Raw genomic sequence first — 17,002 nt, forward strand, 5'->3', positions numbered from 1 at the left:
TTCGTGTGGAAATTGCACAGGATCAACCCTGTACTGAGTGTGATGTTGTGTGTATTTTGCACTGCTTTTCTTATTATTCCCTCGCGCGTCTGCGCTTAAGAATATTCACTAACATAGCGGATTGTTAACCTAATGAAACAAAAAAGTTTCTTTTTTGCGATGGCATTCGCACCAAAAAAAGGCAATCGCGCGTCCATGCACGCGGAAGGTGCGCAGATTGAGCGTTAATGGTGCATTACGCCCATGCCATCGTGGGTAACAAGCCCCGCGTTGCAGGAATACAGAAACATTTAGCAATCATCGTGCCAGAATAAAATGACAGTGGGGTGAACGGGCGGTTTGACTGAAGAAGCAGAAGCAGAAGCAGAAGCAGAAGCAGAAGCAGAAGCAGAAGCAGAAGCAGAAGCAGAAGCAGAAGCAGAAGCAGAAGCAGAAGCAGAAGCAGAAGCAGAAGCAGAAACAAAAGCAGTAAAAGGGGGAAGGGAAACAGCGTGCGGATTAAGACACCGCGAAAGGCTGTGGCGAAGCAGCGCTTCACCACAGCGTGTCAGCGCTGACGTCGGATGAAGGCCAGTAACCCGGCCAGCACTGTCGCTATCCATACCGGCCAGAGCCCGGCTTTCGAGTATGGCGTTTCGCCGCGGGTAGGCGTTACCTTATCCACGAGTACGCCGCGCGTGAATTGCGGCAGAACCTTTTCCACATCGCCATTGGCATTCACCACGGCGGTTACGCCATTATTGGTGCCGCGCAGCAGCGGTCTGCCCAGCTCAAGTGCGCGCATACGCGCCATCTGGAAGTGTTGCCAGGGACCAATCGAGTGACCAAACCAGGCATCATTAGAGACGGTCAGCAGAAAGTCGGTGTCCGGACGGAAGTTCGCCCGCACCTGCTCACCCAACACGATCTCGTAGCAAATCGCCGTCGTAAGGTGATAATTCGCCACATTGAGCTGAGGCTGCAAATAGGCACCGCGGCTGAAGGCAGACATCGGCAAATCGAAGAAGGGGGCAAGCGGGCGCAGCAAATCCGCCATGGGAACAAACTCACCAAACGGCACCAGATGGTTTTTCTGATAGCGGTTAGTGCTGAAGTAGTTGTAGGGCTTCGGCCCGCCCAGCACAATAACCGTGTTGTAATCATGATAACGATTCTGCTCCAGGCGCGAATCCACGATACCGGTCACCAGTGCGCTACCGCGCGCGCGGAGTTCGGCATCCAGCGAACGCAGGAACGGTTGCTGGTTACTTTCCAGATCGGTAATTGCCGACTCCGGCCAGATAATAATGGGGGCTTTTCCCATCAGCGGCTGGCTTAAATCGTTATAAATGCGCAGCGTGTTCAGCAACTGCTGCGGGTCCCACTTCATCGACTGGGGAATATCGCCCTGCACCAGCGCGACATCGACCGCCTGCTGGGGTAAAGGTTGATACCAGTGCAGATAACGCAACGGCCAGCATATTGCCAGTACCGCGAGCGCGCCCACCAGGCTTTTCACCTGACGTCGCTGCTGCGCATAAACCAGCAAACCCGCAATGACCATCAGCAGGAAGGTAATACTTTCCACGCCAGCCAGCGGCGCAATCCCCTTTAGCGGGCCATCAATCTGACTGTAGCCAAACTGCAACCACGGAAAGCCGGTTAAAATCCAGCCGCGCAAAAACTCCGTCACCTGCCATAACGCGGGAGCGGCCAGCGCCAGTCGCCACAGTGTGGGACGTGGCCAAATCCGGTTCAGGATGCCGGTAAACAGCGCCGGATAAATCGCGAGGTAAGCCGCCAGCAGGACCACCAGAAAAACGTTCACCGGGCCAGGCATGCCGCCAAAAGTGGCAATGCTGACATAAACCCAGTTAATACCGCTGCCAAACAGGCCAAACCCCCAACTGAAACCAATGGCGCTGGCCTGAGGACTGGTGCGGTTCAACGTCAGAAGTTGCAGGCCGAACAGCGAAAGCAGGGCGGCAGGCCAGAAATCATAAGGGGAAAAGGCGAGCGTGCCACAGGCGCCGCTCAGTAAAGCCAGCAGCAGACGGCCCCGCTGCTGCTGGTAAAAGGAGGCTAATGCCATAGCGTTATTCGTCATCCAGTTGAGGTAGCGCCGAATTTTCCGGGATTTTTACGTGGACCTGAATGATACGGCGGCTGTCGGCCATGGCAACTTTGAACTGGTAACCATCAATGTCGATGCTTTCACCGCGCGCCGGCAGATGACCAAAGCCCTGCATTACCAGTCCACCAATGGTATCCACTTCGTCATCGCTGAACTGGGTGCCGAACACCTCATTGAAATCCTCAATGGGGGTTAACGCACGCACCGTGTAGGTCTGGCGGTTGAGCTGGCGGATATCCCGATCTTCCTCATCGTCATATTCGTCTTCAATTTCGCCAACAATCAGTTCGAGAATATCTTCAATCGTGACCAGTCCGGACACGCCACCAAACTCATCGATCACAATCGCCATATGATAGCGCTGGGAACGAAACTCTTTCAGCATACGGTCAACGCGCTTGCTCTCAGGCACAACCACCGCAGGACGCAGCACTTTTTCGACGCTGAAGGCTTCTGATTCGCTGCTCATAAACGGCAGCAGATCTTTCGCCATCAGGATGCCTTCAACATGGTCCTTGTCTTCGCTGATCACCGGAAAGCGGGAGTGTGCGGAGTCAATGATCACATCCAGGCACTCTTCGAGGTTCTGGTTGCGTTTCAGGGTGATCATCTGAGAGCGCGGAATCATGATGTCGCGTACGCGCTGTTCTGCAATATCCAGCACGCCTTCCAGCATGTCGCGGGTATCCTGATCAATCAGGTCCTTTTGATTGGAATCACGGATAAGGCTCAGGAGCTCGTCACGGTTTTTGGGTTCACCGTGAAACAGTTGGTTGAGCAGTAGGGAAAAAAATCCCTTTTTACTACTGGGTGCATCGCTGTTTTGAGAATGGTCGTCGCTCATGGCGGTTTTTAAAGATCTCTCTGGTCAGTAAGTGATGCTGCCGGTCGGGTTACCGGCAGCAGGATGGCCTGAGTCCACAACTCAGGCGTTTTCTTTCTCCGAAATGTACGGATCAGGATAACCAAGAGCAAGCATTATCTCGGTCTCCAGACCTTCCATCTCTTCGGCTTCGCTGTCTTCAATGTGATCATAACCCAACAGATGCAGCGTACCGTGAACCACCATGTGCGCCCAGTGGGCTTCAACGCTTTTCCCTTGTTCCTGCGCTTCCTGTTCCACGACCTGACGACAGATGATCAAATCGCCCAGCAGGGGCAATTCAATACCGGGTGGCGCTTCAAAAGGAAATGACAACACATTGGTGGGTTTATCTTTACCACGATAGGTCAGGTTAAGCTCATGGCTTTCCTGTTCATCCACCAGACGAATAGTCACTTCGCTCTCCGGCTGAAACGGCGTCACCGCAGCTTCCAGCCAGCGCTGAAACTGGCTTTCCGTGGGGAGATTTTCTGTTTGTTCACAGGCCAGTTGCAGGTCGAGAATCACGTCGCTCATGGTTTCTCCTGAACGCTATGTTGGGCGGCAAGGGCTTCACGCTTACGCTCTTCAGCCTGCTGATCGCGACGTTTCTGATCGGCTTCTTCCCAGGCTTCATAAGCGGTCACGATGCGTGCCACGACCGGATGACGCACAACGTCTTCACTGTGAAAGAAGTTAAAGCTGATTTCTTCCACTTCAGACAGGACCTCAATCGCGTGACGTAAACCCGATTTTGTGTGGCGGGGCAGGTCAATCTGCGTGACGTCGCCGGTGATGACCGCTTTCGAGTTAAAGCCGATACGGGTCAGAAACATCTTCATCTGCTCGATAGTGGTGTTCTGGCTTTCATCAAGAATGATAAACGCGTCATTCAGCGTACGGCCGCGCATATAGGCCAGCGGCGCGACTTCGATAACGTTGCGTTCCATCAGCTTCTCGACTTTTTCAAAGCCCAGCATCTCAAACAGGGCGTCGTAAAGCGGACGCAGGTAGGGGTCCACTTTCTGGCTCAAATCGCCCGGCAGGAAGCCCAGTTTTTCACCGGCCTCGACGGCGGGGCGCGTGAGCAGGATGCGACGAATCTCCTGGCGTTCGAGCGCATCGACCGCGGCAGCGACAGCCAGGTAGGTTTTACCGGTACCCGCCGGGCCCACGCCAAAGGTGATGTCGTGGTCGAGGATATTGGCAATATACTGTGCCTGATTTGGGGTGCGCGGCTTGATGACGCCACGCTTGGTCTTAATATTGACCGCTTTACCGTAGTCGGGCACGCTTTCTGCCGTTTGTTCCAGCACCCGGCTTTCTTTGATCGCCAGATGAATCTGCTCGGGTTCGATATCCGGAATTTCGCCGCGCACGGGCGCGGTATCGACATAAAGTGTTTTCAGGATCTCGACCGCGGCATTCACGCACAGCACCCGACCAACCAGTTTAAACTGATTGTCCCGGCGGTTTATCTCAATGCCAAGACGACGCTCCAGCTGTTTTACATTGTCATCAAATGGACCGCACAGGCTCATCAGACGGCGGTTATCAGCCGGTTCAAGGGCGATTTCACGGGTTTCAATATTCAAACGAATCCTTTGGGTCACTCAGGGCCAGTTGAAAGGGATTGCGGGTGCATCAGATGTGTTAAGCGGATGCATCATAACGAAATTATTTATGCGGTCACGCCGGGGCGCAAGCTTACGAGGTGATATTTGGGCGGCACCGGCAGAAACCAAGTGCAAAACAGCAGAATGTGCGGCAGCCGACGGTGAGCTGCCGCACATAACGGAAGATCAGGGCTGGAAGACGCCAACGCCGATATCATTTTCTTTGCGGGTACGGGCGATAACGGAGGCCGGGCTTTCAACCACACGTAAGCCCATTTCCTCTTCAGTCCGCACCAGCTTGCCGCGCAAAGAGTTGGTATACACATCGACAATTTCAACGTCGACAAACTTACCAATCATCTCTACCGGACCTTCGAAATTCACCACTCGGTTGTTTTCGGTCCGTCCGGTCAGCTCCATCACGTTTTTACGTGAAATGCCTTCTACCAGAATCCGCTGCACGCTGCCCAGCATACGGCGGCTGATCGCCATGGCCTGCTGGTTGATGCGATCCTGCAGAATATACAGACGCTGTTTTTTCTCTTCGTCGCTGACGTCGTCAGGCAAGTCTGCCGCAGGTGTGCCCGGACGCGCTGAGTAGATAAAGCTGTAGCTCATATCAAAGTTGATATCACCAATCAGCTTCATCGTTTGCTCAAAGTCCTGCTGTGTTTCACCCGGGAAACCCACGATAAAATCAGAACTGATCTCAATGTCAGGGCGTGCAGCGCGCAGTTTGCGAATGATAGCCTTGTACTCCAGCGCAGTGTGCGCACGCTTCATCAGCGTCAGAATTCGGTCGGCGCCGCTCTGCACAGGCAGGTGGAGGAAGCTCACCAGCTCTGGCGTATCGCGATAGACATCAATGATGTCATCGGTGAACTCAATCGGATGGCTGGTGGTGAAGCGAATACGGTCAATGCCGTCAATCGCCGCCACCAGACGCAGCAGTTCAGCAAAGGTGCACACGTCGCCGTCAAAGGTTTCGCCGCGATAGGCGTTCACGTTCTGCCCTAACAGGTTCACTTCGCGTACGCCCTGCGCAGCCAACTGCGCGATCTCCAGCAGAATATCGTCTGACGGACGGCTGACTTCTTCACCGCGCGTATAAGGCACCACGCAGAACGTACAATATTTGTTGCAGCCTTCCATGATGGAGACAAACGCGGTGGGGCCTTCGGCCCGCGGTTCAGGCAGGCGGTCGAATTTTTCAATTTCCGGGAAGCTGATGTCCACAACCGGACTTTTGCTGCCGCGCACGGTATTAATCATTTCAGGCAGGCGATGCAGGGTTTGCGGACCAAAGACAATGTCCACGCAAGGCGCACGCTGGCGAATATGATCCCCTTCCTGCGACGCGACGCAGCCGCCAACACCGATGATCAAATCCGGGTTGCGCTCTTTGAGTTTTTTCCAGCGCCCCAACTGGTGGAAAACCTTCTCCTGCGCTTTCTCGCGGATTGAGCAGGTGTTGAGCAGCAGAATATCCGCCTCTTCGGCTTCCTCTGTCAGGGTATAGCCGTGCGTGCTGTTCAGCAGGTCAGACATCTTAGATGAATCGTACTCATTCATCTGACATCCCCAGGTTTTGATATGCAGTTTTTTTGTCATCGAGCTAGCCATTAAATCAGTGCAGTGAAGTGCTGGGCGCGTATTGTAATGCTTTGCTGCGGATGTGACCAGCCTGAGGGCTTTTCTGATCGTGCCTCATTTTTCCGGTACACTTTGCAGGAATACCACCGCGCTGAAAAGTGGCGGCCTAAGAGAGGGATACAAGTGATGCAGGATAACCAGTTTGATGTGGTGATTGTCGGCGGCGGCATGGTCGGAGCGGCGCTGGCCTGTGGTTTAGCGCAGCACCGCTTCCGGGTGGCGGTGATTGAGCGGGCAACCCCGCCACCTTTCGATCCCGACAGCCTGCCGGACGTGCGCATTTCCGCTGTCGGCTCCTCGTCGGTGGCGCTCCTGAAACAACTGAACGTCTGGCAACGCGTAGAGGCGATGCGCTGTGCGCCTTACCGCAAACTGGAAACCTGGGAGTGGCAGACGGCGCAGGTCAGTTTCGATGCGGAGTCGCTGGGTTTGCCTGAACTGGGTTATATGGTGGAGAACACGGTGCTGCAACGTGCGCTGTGGGAAGAGATGACGCAGCGAGGGATCACCTTGCTGTGCCCGGCGACGATGGAGGATCTTCAGCCCTGTAATGCGGGCTGGACGCTGTCATTAAGCAATGGCACGACCGTAACCGCAAAATTAGTGGTGGGGGCAGACGGCGCAAGTTCACAGGTGCGACAGATGGCGGGTATTGGGATTCACGGCTGGAGTTACGCACAGTCCTGCTTACTGATCAGCGTCACCTGCGAGCATCCGGCTGGCGATGCGACCTGGCAGCACTTTACGCCCGACGGTCCACGCGCTTTCCTGCCGCTGTTCGGTCATCATGCCTCGCTGGTATGGTATGACGCCGCCGCCCGTATCCGACAGTTACAGGCCATGCCTGTCGCGCAACTGGAGAAAGAGATCGCCCATCACTTTCCGGCCCGACTGGGCCGTTTTCATGTGCATGCAGCCGGTGGCTTTCCCTTGGTGCGTCGTCATGCCGCGCGTTATGTCCTGCCGGGGCTGGCGCTGGTCGGCGATGCGGCGCACACCATTAATCCTCTGGCAGGGCAGGGCGTGAATCTGGGATATCGTGACATCGATGCGTTAATGGATGTATTAATTGCTGCGCGTGACAACGCTGAAACCTGGTCGTCGGAACGGGTGCTGTTACGTTATCAGCGCCAGCGCCGCCACGATAATCTGCTGATGCAGAGCGGGATGGATCTGTTCTATTTTACGTTTAGCAACCGCGTCGGCCCGTTAAAGCTGGTACGCAATCTGGGATTGATCGCCGCTGAGCATTCCGGCGTGCTGAAACGTCAGGTCTTGCGCTATGCGTTAGGCTTGTAAGCCTCAGCCACGCGTCGCACGGATGTGACGCGTGGTCATGAGCCGGAAGCCAGAAACAAAAAAGCCCGCTATTGCGGGCTTTTTTGCTTAATTTGGCTGGGGTGCAGGGATTCGAACCCCGGAATGCTGGTATCAGAAACCAGTGCCTTACCGCTTGGCGACACCCCAATGGTGTCAAATCAAATTGTCTAAAATGGCTGGGGTGCAGGGATTCGAACCCCGGAATGCTGGTATCAGAAACCAGTGCCTTACCGCTTGGCGACACCCCAAGAAAATGGTGGCTACGACGGGAATCGAACCTGTGACCCCAGCATTATGAGTGCTGTGCTCTAACCAGCTGAGCTACGTAGCCAAATTGTATTGCCTTTCGATGATGGCTGGGATACCTGGATTCGAACCAGGGAATGCCGGTATCAAAAACCGGTGCCTTACCGCTTGGCGATATCCCATTCGTCCACTCGCAGCCGCGAGATACATCGAAATTGGCTGGGGTACCTGGATTCGAACCAGGGAATGCCGGTATCAAAAACCGGTGCCTTACCGCTTGGCGATACCCCATCCATGCTGCCGACTCGTGAAATGGTGCGGGAGGCGAGACTTGAACTCGCACACCTTGCGGCGCCAGAACCTAAATCTGGTGCGTCTACCAATTTCGCCACTCCCGCAAAAAAAAGATGGTGGCTACGACGGGAATCGAACCTGTGACCCCAGCATTATGAGTGCTGTGCTCTAACCAGCTGAGCTACGTAGCCATCTTTTTCGCGCAACCTTCATCGGCGTTGCGGGGCGCATTATGCGGAGTTGACTACACAGCGTCAACAAGTTTTTTGCCGTTTTTTGCCTTCAAACGCCTGTTTGTCTGGCTTATAACCAGGGTGGTGCTTTATTCGGCAATTTTTCAGTGAATACAACGGCCACTCCACAAAAAATGGGCCATTACTGGCCCATCTGTTCACTCAGTATAGCACTTATTTGTAAGCGGACTGGTGCACGCCCACGGCACGTCCTGAAGGATCGTCCATGTTTTTGAAGGCTTCATCCCATTCAATGGCTTTTGCCGACGAACAGGCAACAGACGGCCCGCCCGGCACGCACTCGGCAGCACTTGGCAGCGGGAACAGTTCTTCAAAAATTTCGCGATAGAGATACGCTTCTTTCGAACCCGGCGTGTTATACGGGAAGCGGAAATGCGCCGTCGCCAGTTGCTGATCGCTAATCTGCTTAGCCGCCACTTCTTTCAGCGTGTCAATCCAGCTGTAACCTACGCCGTCAGAGAACTGCTCTTTCTGACGCCAGGCAACGCTTTCAGGCAGATAGGAAGAGAAACATTCGCGCAGAATGTGTTTTTCCATTTTACCGTTGCTGCCGCACATCTTGTCCTGTGGGTTGATACGCATGGCGACATCCAGGAATTTCTTATCCAGGAACGGCACGCGCGCTTCTACGCCCCAGGCGGACATCGCTTTGTTGGCGCGAGCACAGTCAAACATGTGCAGAGCCAGCAGCTTACGCACGTTCTCTTCATGGAATTCTTTGGCATCAGGCGCTTTATGGAAATAGAGGTAGCCACCGAAGACTTCATCTGCGCCTTCGCCTGACAGCACCATTTTAATGCCCATCGCTTTGATCTTACGCGACATCAGGTACATCGGCGTGGAGGCACGAATGGTGGTCACATCGTAGGTCTCAATGTGGTAGATCACGTCACGAATAGCATCCAGACCTTCCTGCACCGTGAAGTGGATTTCATGGTGAACCGTACCCAGGTGCTCGGCAACCAGTTTGGCTGCTTTCAGATCCGGTGAGCCTTCCAGACCGACGGCGAAAGAGTGCAGTTGTGGCCACCAGGCATCGCTTTTGTCCTGATCTTCAACGCGCTTAGCGGCAAAACGCTTGGTCACGGCTGAGATAATAGAAGAATCCAGACCGCCAGACAGCAGCACGCCATAAGGAACGTCTGACATCAGATGACTTTTTACCGACTCTTCCAGCGCATGTTTCAGGCCAGCCGCGTCAGTCACGTTGTTTTCTACGTTTTTATATTCCATCCAGTCACGCTGCCAGTAACGACGAATTTCACCGTCAGTACTGGAAAGGTAGCTTCCCGGTGGGAATTCTTTAATGGTGCGGCAAACCGGCACCAGCGCCTTCATTTCAGACGCCACAAACAGGTTGCCGTGCTCATCGTTGCCCATATACAGCGGGATGATACCGATATGGTCGCGACCAATCAGATACGTTTGCTTCACGGTGTCGTAAAGGATAAAGGCAAACATGCCCTGCAACTCGTCCAGGAAATCGACGCCTTTTTCCTGATACAGCGCCAGAATGACTTCGCAGTCCGAACCGGTCTGGAAACTATAACGATCGCTTAACTCTGCGCGCAGGGCCTGATGGTTGTAGATTTCACCGTTGACGGCCAGAACGTGAGTGTGATCGGCGTTATACAGTGGCTGTGCACCGTTGTTGACGTCGACAATTGAGAGACGTTCGTGAGCAAGGATCGCGTGGTCGTCAGCATACACACCTGACCAGTCCGGCCCACGGTGACGCATTAAGCGTGAGCTTTCCAATGCTTTTTTACGTAACTCAACGGGATCGCTTTTCAGATCCAGCACACCAAAAATAGAACACATATCTGACTCCTGAACTCACCTGCGGCGATGTAATTTTACGTTTGTCCGGCAGCCGTTCGCTGCGTGATGTATAAGAAAATGCGTTATTTCAGGTACACAATGCAAGAGGAATCGTGTTTCACTGATAAAAAGGTTGTTGAATAACCCTGGATATTGAATTTTATCTAATGAAAGTGTCTTTTTATTGATGAATCGGCAATGAAAAGTGATTTTGGGGTGTTTTTTGAACGATATCAAGCCAGCAGAGAGGGGCAACGAAGGGGGATGCACTGCCTGAGGCGGCAGTGCGTCATAAGCTGAACGTTTAGAAGAGATCGATATCGGCCACGGAAGGGAAAATCCAGTCAGGACGGAAAGGCATCGCGTCAATATCGCTCAGGATTGACACCCCAGACAGGACAAGAATGGTTTCCAGTCCGGCCTGAAAACCGGCCAGAATATCGGTGCGAAGGTTGTCACCCACGATCACCGTGTCCTCTGAGTGCGCCTGCATTTTATTCAGCGCGGCACGCATGATATACGGGCTGGGTTTGCCGACATAAAACGGCCTGCGACCGGAGATCTTTTCAATACCGGCACACAAGGCACCGCAGGCGGGCACGAATCCCCTGGCGTGCGTGTCGGGGTTGGTGGCAATGAAACGCGCCCCGTTTGCCACAAAGAAAGCCGCCTTATGCATCATGTCCCAGTTAAATGACCGGGTTTCGCCCACGATGACAAAGTCTGGGTTAACGTCAGTGATGGTAAAGCCCGCTTTGTAGAGTTCGTGCACCAGCGCACCCTCACCAATGACATAGGCTTTTTTGCCTTCCTGACGACGCAGAAAGTCAGCGGTCGCCATGGCTGAGGTGTAAAACACCGAATCCGGGATGTCGATGCCCGCGGAGGAGAAGCGATTGGCTAAGTCCCGCGCCGTCTGGGAAGGGTAGTTGGTCAGCACCACTAATGGCATATCTTTAGCCAGAATGCGCTGCAAAAACTCTTTTGCACCGGGCACCGCGGTATTGTCGTGCATCAGCACGCCATCAATGTCACAAATTACATTTTTAATCGTCATAAATGTGTTCCGATGCGCGCTGTCAGAAAACAGGCTGCGCTTAGTCTTCCAAAAGATGTTGCAGCAGGATGCCGTTTAACATCGCTCGTTTCGCCAGCGCAAAGGCGCCGATCGCCGAGCGATGATCGAGTTGTGAACGCACCACAGGCAGATTTTTACGAAAGGCCGCCAGTGTCTGCGTATTAATGCAACTTTCAATCGCGGGTAGCAAGACACGTTCTGCTTCGGTGATCTCGCCTGCCAGCACGATTTTTTGCGGGTTAAACAGGTTGATCGCAATCGCAATCGCCTTACCCAGATAACGCCCCACATGCTCGACAACTTCGCAGGCTAACGCATCGCCCTGATTGGCGGCCTGGCAGATATGCTGCATCTGGCACGCCGCCTGAGTCAGGATGCTCGGGTAGCCTTTATTCAGTAGCTCGCTTACACGATGTTCAATGGCGCTGTTTGCCGCAATGGTTTCAAGGCAGCCAAAGTTGCCACAGTGGCAGCGTTCCCCCAGGGGATCGACCTGAATATGACCGATTTCACCGACATTGCCATTACTGCCCAAAAAAATCTGCCCGTTGGCGATAATGCCTGCGCCGGTTCCCCGATGCAGGCGCACTAATATCGAGTCGGCACAATCGCGCGTTGCGCCAAAATAGTGCTCAGCCAGCGCCAGGCTGCGAATATCATGGCCCACAAAACTGGTGACGTTAAACCGGTGCTTTAGATTAGCAACCAGCGGCCACTGATTCACATGAATATGCGGCATGTAGCGGATTACGCCATTAAGCGGATCAACGAGGCCGGGCAAAATCACGGAAATCGCGATTAGCTCGCGAATTTTCGCTTCACTCTGCTGGATAAAATGCGCAATGGCATCGAACAAGGCCTGTTCGAGTGCTTCCTGCGTGCGCTGGGGCAGGGGATAATCCTGCTGAGCCAGGGATTTACCGCTTAAATCGAACAGGGTTAGCGTGGCATCATTGCGGCCAAGGCGCACACCGATGGTGTGAAAGTGGCGGGTTTCCGTCACGATAGAAATGGCGCGGCGACCGCCAGTGGACGCCTGCTGGTCCACTTCTTTAATCAAACCGCGCTCAATAAGCTGACGTGTAATTTTGGTGACACTGGCGGGAGCAAGTTGGCTTAAATCCGCAATCTGAATACGTGAAATCGGCCCTTGCTGGTCGATTAACCGGTAGACGGCCGCGCTATTCAGTTGTTTGACAAGATCGACATTTCCAATTTGAGTCTGGCCGCCAGTGGTCATTCAGTGCTTACTCGCTCAGGACGTTATCTCCATTGACTAACGTCTTAATAATTTTAAAGTCGCGTGTAAAAACCGTCAGGTTGGCGAGTTTCCCTGCCTGAATCGTACCTGACTGTTTTTCAACGCCCATTGCCTGTGCGGGATAAAGTGATGCCATGCGCAGGGCTTCATCCAACGCAATGCCCGCATGCTCAACGCAGTTTTGTACGGCTTCAATCATTGTCAGTGCTGAACCGCTTAGCGTGCCCTGCTCATCCACGCACAACCCGTTACGATAATAGATTGTTTTACCAGCAAAAATAAACTTATCGATAGCAGCGCCCGCCGGTGCTGTCGCGTCGGTGACCAACACCAGTTTGTCACCTTTGATGCGTTTAGCATTGCGGACGTTAGCGTAATGGACATGTAAACCATCTGCAATAATGCCGCAGTATACATCAGGCGCATCAAACAGCGCACCGATGAGGCCGGGCTCACGTCCGGCAAAGGCAGGCATCGCATTATAGAGATGCGTGGCGAACGTAATGCCCGCCGCAAACCCCGCTTTTGCCTCTTCATAAGTGGCACTGGAATGCCCGGCTGAGACCACGATACCCGCTTCGCTCAGTTGGCGAATCACCGCGCTGCCCACCACTTCAGGTGCCAGCGTAACTTTGCTGATCACGTCTGCGTTGTCGCAAAGGAATTGCACCATCTGCGCATCGGGCTCACGGATCAGGGCAGGGTTATGTGTGCCCTTTTTCGCCACACTCAGCCAGGGGCCTTCCAGATGTAAGCCCAGCATAACGTGAGGATACTTCTGCAAAAAGGCGCGCATTGTTTCCACCGCGCGCACCATCAGCGCGTCACTGCTGGTAATCAGCGTAGGCAAAAAGCTGGTGCAGCCCGATTTCACATTGGCGCGATGCATGGTTTCCAGCGTTTCCACGCTGATGGCGTCTATATCGTCATTAAACTGGACGCCGCCACAGCCGTTAAGCTGCAGGTCGATAAAGCCGGGCGCGATAATGGCGCCGCTTACGTCCTGCTGTTCAATGCCTGACGGCAAGGCAGTAACAGCGCAAACCCGTTCAATGCGTCCGTCAGCGATCACCACGGCATGGTGATCCAGAATTTCGTAGCCGCTGTAGATTCGGCCATTGACTAATGCGTACATCTTCTTCTCCCGGCTTACCTGCCGCTCGTGCATCTGACAGCAGGTGACGTAATAACGGTATTAAACGCCCTGCATATTTTCCGCTTCCATTTCACGGAAGTACTTCACCGTTTTAACTTTCAACTCCATGGTCGCGGGCTCGTCGCAGACCACCACGGATTTAGGATGGAGTTGCAGGCAACTGATTGTCCACATGTGGTTCACGTTTCCTTCCACGGCAGCCTGCAACGCCTGTGCTTTAACGTGACCAGTAACCAGAATCATCACTTCTTCAGCGTCCAGCAGCGTGCCCACGCCAACGGTCAGGGCATATTTCGGCACCTGATCAACATCACCGTTAAAAAAGCGTGAATTTGCCACACGTGTGTCGTGAGTCAGCGTTTTGATACGAGTGCGTGAAGATAATGACGACGCGGGTTCGTTAAAGGCGATATGGCCATCATTACCGACGCCGCCCATGAACAGGTGGATTTTGCCCAGAGACCGAATTTTATCTTCATAACGGCGACATTCTGCGTCAATATCGGGCGCATTACCATTCAGCAAATTGATGTTTTCGGGTTGAATATCAACGTGGTCAAAGAAATTACGATGCATAAAGCTGTGGTAGCTTTCCGGATGCTCTTTCGGCAGCCCGACATATTCATCCATGTTGAAGGTAATGACATGTCTGAAGCTAACCTGGCCCGCTTTGTGCATATCGATCAGGTGCTTGTACGCTTCCAGAGGCGTACCGCCCGTAGGCAGTCCCAGAATAAAGGGCTTGTCAGCGCTGGGATTAAACGCATTAATACGGTTCACTATATGGCGCGCTGCCCATTTGCCGACCTGAGTGGGAGTAGATAAAGGAATCAGTCTCATGTTGCACCTCAAATGTGAGTGAAGGATTCGACGCGCAGCAAAGCCATGTTGCCGGTGAGGACAGGCGAACGGGAAGGAAACGCGCGTCTCGATATTTCGCATCATAAAATAAGTGGGCGTTCATAGCCAGTCATGTCGACGTTAAAAATCAATTTTTGGTGATTTTTGTCACAAATGGCTGCTATTAATTTGTAGAGCGAATTAATTTGTTATTACACTCCTCAGCACTGAGTGTAATGCCGTCAGAAGCGGGCTGCTGACATAACAACATTAAGCGGCAGCCATGCAATAAGTCAGTTTCAATGGGGGAAAAGGTCAATGTTAAGTTACTTACAACGTGTGGGGCGGGCCCTGATGGTGCCGGTCGCTACGCTGCCCGCAGCAGCAATTTTAATGGGAATAGGGTACTGGATCGATCCTGACAGCTGGGGTGCAGGCAATGCCTTTGCCGCGTTGTTAATTAAATCCGGTGGCGCGATCATCGAAAATATGTCGGTGCTGTTCGCCATTGGCGTTGCATACGGCATGTCAAAAGATAAAGACGGTGCGGCTGCACTGACCGGCTTTGTGGGCTTCCTGGTCGTCACTACGCTGTGTTCACCGGCTGCTGTAGCCATGATCCAGAAAATCCCGGTGGCGGACGTGCCGGCGGCGTTTGGAAAAATCAGCAACCAGTTTGTCGGTATTCTGGTAGGCGTGCTGTCCGCAGAAGTCTATAACCGTTTTAGCCATGTAGAACTGCCCAAAGCGTTCTCATTCTTTAGCGGGCGTCGGCTGGTGCCTATTCTGGTGTCCTTCCTGATGATTCTGGTGGCATTTATCCTGATGTACATTTGGCCTGTCATCTTTAATGGTCTGGTGAGCTTCGGTGAGCATATACAAAAACTGGGATCGGTTGGTGCGGGTGTTTACGCCTTCTTTAACCGTTTGCTTATTCCGGTTGGCTTACATCATGCGCTGAACTCCGTTTTCTGGTTCGACGTAGCAGGCATTAACGATATCCCTAAATTCCTCGGCGGTGCGCAGTCACTGGCAAATGGCACTGCTATCCCGGGCATCACTGGCCGCTATCAGGCGGGTTTCTTCCCAATTATGATGTTCGGTTTGCCGGGCGCGGCGCTGGCAATTTACCATTGCGCTCGCCCTGAAAACCGGGCAAAAGTGGGCGGTATCATGCTGGCGGCCGCTTTCGCAGCATTCTTTACCGGTATCACCGAACCGCTGGAATTCTCCTTTATGTTCGTGGCACCGGTACTGTATGTCATCCATGCTGTACTGACCGGCATCTCGGTCTTTATCGCTGCCAGCATGCACTGGATTGCCGGCTTTGGCTTCAGTGCGGGATTAGTGGATATGGTGCTCTCTACCCGTAATCCCCTGGCGACGCAATGGTACATGCTGATTCCGCAGGGCCTGGTGTTCTTCGTGATTTATTATCTGGTCTTCCGCTTTACCATCAAAAAATTCAACCTGATGACCCCAGGTCGTGAACTGGCGGTAGCGGGGGATGAAGCGGACGGTTATGACGTGAACGTTGATACCACTGATAATGGTGAAAGCGCCACGGAATCACTGGCACGCCGCTACATCGGCGCGGTGGGCGGTTCAGACAACCTTACCGCCATTGATGCCTGTATTACCCGTTTACGTCTGAACGTGAAAGATGCGGGCCAGGTTAACGAAGGTGTGGCAAAACGGCTGGGTGCGTCGGGTGTGATTCGCCTCAACAAGCAAAGTGTCCAGATTATCGTGGGTACCCAGGCGGAAAGTATCGCCACGGCCATGAAAAAAGTGCTGGTGAAAGGCCCGGTTGCTGGCGCAGCCAGCAGTGGCAGTGCGCCAGCCCCCGCTAACGAGGCCAAACCCCAGGCCGTCCTGAACAGTGAAAAACGCGTTATCGCAACGCTGGTGGCCCCGGTGAGCGGTGAGGTTATCGCACTGGATGCGGTGCCGGATGAGGCTTTCGCCAGTAAAGCCGTGGGTGATGGCGTGGCGATTAAGCCGAGCGACAAGCGCGTCGTTGCGCCTGTAGCCGGTACGGTGGTGAAAATTTTCAACACGAACCATGCTTTCTGTCTGGAAAGTGAAAACGGGGTAGAGATCGTCGTGCACATGGGGCTGGATACCGTGGCGCTGGACGGTCAGGGCTTTACCCGTTTAGTGGAAGAGGGTGCACAGGTCACAGCAGGCCAGCCGGTGCTGGAGATGGATCTGGACTATCTTAACGCCCATGCCCGCTCAATGATCAGTCCGGTGGTGGTGAGCAATATTGAAGACTTCGCCGGTTTAACGCTGCTGACGCAGGGCCAGGTCATCGCCGGTGAAACCCCGCTGTATGAAGTAAAAGGCTAATTCCCTGTATCCTCAACAAAAGGCAGGAAGCGATTCCTGCCTTTTTTTATTTTAATCGCCCAACAAACGGTTGTTTCTCTGCAACGCTTTGTGGATCATACCCGGATATTACGTGGTATAAACCACCCATTCTATG

General features: G+C 53.6%; 13 protein-coding genes and 7 tRNA genes. 3 read left to right on the plus strand and 17 right to left on the minus strand.

The genetic code is table 11. From position 1 onward, the window contains the following. The first annotated feature begins 339 nt into the window (after positions 1-339). Complete coding sequence (locus tag G5574_RS23525; RefSeq protein WP_174250604.1) at positions 340-567, plus strand: hypothetical protein; 228 nt, start codon at positions 340-342, stop codon at positions 565-567. Here the strand turns inward: G5574_RS23525 and lnt are convergent. The 5 genes from lnt to miaB form a co-directional block, all read right to left on the minus strand. Beyond that, entirely contained in the window at positions 548-2,071 is a 1,524-nt protein-coding gene (lnt, locus tag G5574_RS19155; protein WP_164483055.1) for an apolipoprotein N-acyltransferase, read from the minus strand. The genes G5574_RS23525 and lnt overlap by 20 nt on opposite strands. A 4-nt stretch (positions 2,072-2,075) precedes the next feature. Continuing rightward, complete coding sequence (corC, locus tag G5574_RS19160) at positions 2,076-2,957, minus strand: CNNM family magnesium/cobalt transport protein CorC (RefSeq protein ID WP_033739293.1); 882 nt, start codon at positions 2,955-2,957, stop codon at positions 2,076-2,078. An 81-nt stretch (positions 2,958-3,038) separates the two neighbouring features. Further along, complete coding sequence (ybeY, locus tag G5574_RS19165; protein ID WP_033739295.1) at positions 3,039-3,512, minus strand: rRNA maturation RNase YbeY; 474 nt, start codon at positions 3,510-3,512, stop codon at positions 3,039-3,041. Beyond that, complete coding sequence (locus G5574_RS19170) at positions 3,509-4,570, minus strand: PhoH family protein (RefSeq protein WP_033739297.1); 1,062 nt, start codon at positions 4,568-4,570, stop codon at positions 3,509-3,511. The genes ybeY and G5574_RS19170 overlap by 4 nt, the downstream gene beginning before the upstream one ends. A gap of 207 nt (positions 4,571-4,777) precedes the next feature. Next, on the minus strand, positions 4,778-6,202 hold the full coding sequence (gene miaB, locus G5574_RS19175) for a tRNA (N6-isopentenyl adenosine(37)-C2)-methylthiotransferase MiaB (protein WP_033739300.1): 1,425 nt from the start codon (positions 6,200-6,202) through the stop codon (positions 4,778-4,780). Positions 6,203-6,370: 168 nt separating this feature from the next. On the opposite strand from miaB, the gene ubiF reads away from it, so the two are divergent. Beyond that, the gene (ubiF, locus tag G5574_RS19180) at positions 6,371-7,543 is read left to right on the plus strand and encodes a 3-demethoxyubiquinol 3-hydroxylase (protein WP_006118486.1); all 1,173 of its coding nucleotides are present in this window, start codon (positions 6,371-6,373) and stop codon (positions 7,541-7,543) included. A 93-nt stretch (positions 7,544-7,636) separates the two neighbouring features. Here the strand turns inward: ubiF and G5574_RS19185 are convergent. The 12 genes from G5574_RS19185 to nagB all read right to left on the minus strand — a co-directional run bounded on the left by G5574_RS19185 (position 7,637) and on the right by nagB (position 14,514). After that, a tRNA-Gln gene (locus tag G5574_RS19185) sits at positions 7,637-7,711 on the minus strand. A 26-nt stretch (positions 7,712-7,737) separates the two neighbouring features. Next, positions 7,738-7,812: transfer RNA gene (locus G5574_RS19190), tRNA-Gln, on the minus strand. Positions 7,813-7,818: 6 nt separating this feature from the next. Further along, positions 7,819-7,895 (minus strand) — tRNA-Met (locus G5574_RS19195). 22 nt (positions 7,896-7,917) lie between these two features. Further along, positions 7,918-7,992, minus strand: a tRNA-Gln gene (locus G5574_RS19200). Between the two features lie 34 nt (positions 7,993-8,026). Next, positions 8,027-8,101: transfer RNA gene (locus G5574_RS19205), tRNA-Gln, on the minus strand. Between the two features lie 22 nt (positions 8,102-8,123). Further along, positions 8,124-8,208, minus strand: a tRNA-Leu gene (locus G5574_RS19210). A gap of 10 nt (positions 8,209-8,218) precedes the next feature. Beyond that, positions 8,219-8,295: transfer RNA gene (locus G5574_RS19215), tRNA-Met, on the minus strand. A gap of 216 nt (positions 8,296-8,511) precedes the next feature. Continuing rightward, positions 8,512-10,179 carry an asparagine synthase B gene (gene asnB, locus G5574_RS19220; protein ID WP_006118422.1) on the minus strand — a complete coding sequence of 556 codons (1,668 nt, stop codon included), beginning with the start codon at positions 10,177-10,179 and terminating at the stop codon, positions 8,512-8,514. A gap of 304 nt (positions 10,180-10,483) precedes the next feature. Further along, complete coding sequence (locus G5574_RS19225) at positions 10,484-11,236, minus strand: HAD-IIA family hydrolase (RefSeq protein ID WP_164483056.1); 753 nt, start codon at positions 11,234-11,236, stop codon at positions 10,484-10,486. Between the two features lie 40 nt (positions 11,237-11,276). Next, a complete protein-coding gene (gene nagC / locus G5574_RS19230) occupies positions 11,277-12,497 on the minus strand; it encodes a DNA-binding transcriptional regulator NagC (protein ID WP_033739308.1) in 1,221 nt (406 codons plus the stop codon). 7 nt (positions 12,498-12,504) lie between these two features. Next, positions 12,505-13,653, minus strand: coding sequence for an N-acetylglucosamine-6-phosphate deacetylase (gene nagA, locus G5574_RS19235; protein WP_164483057.1), 1,149 nt, complete (start codon positions 13,651-13,653; stop codon positions 12,505-12,507). Between the two features lie 60 nt (positions 13,654-13,713). Beyond that, entirely contained in the window at positions 13,714-14,514 is an 801-nt protein-coding gene (gene nagB, locus G5574_RS19240) for a glucosamine-6-phosphate deaminase (RefSeq protein ID WP_006118426.1), read from the minus strand. Positions 14,515-14,832: 318 nt separating this feature from the next. Between nagB and nagE the strand changes: the two genes are divergently transcribed. Further along, positions 14,833-16,866, plus strand: coding sequence for an N-acetylglucosamine-specific PTS transporter subunit IIBC (nagE, locus tag G5574_RS19245; protein WP_058701104.1), 2,034 nt, complete (start codon positions 14,833-14,835; stop codon positions 16,864-16,866). Positions 16,867-17,002: the final 136 nt, after the last annotated feature.

Origin of the sequence: Pantoea stewartii, assembly GCF_011044475.1 — a bacterium.
GTDB classification, from domain to species: Bacteria; Pseudomonadota; Gammaproteobacteria; order Enterobacterales; family Enterobacteriaceae; genus Pantoea; species Pantoea stewartii.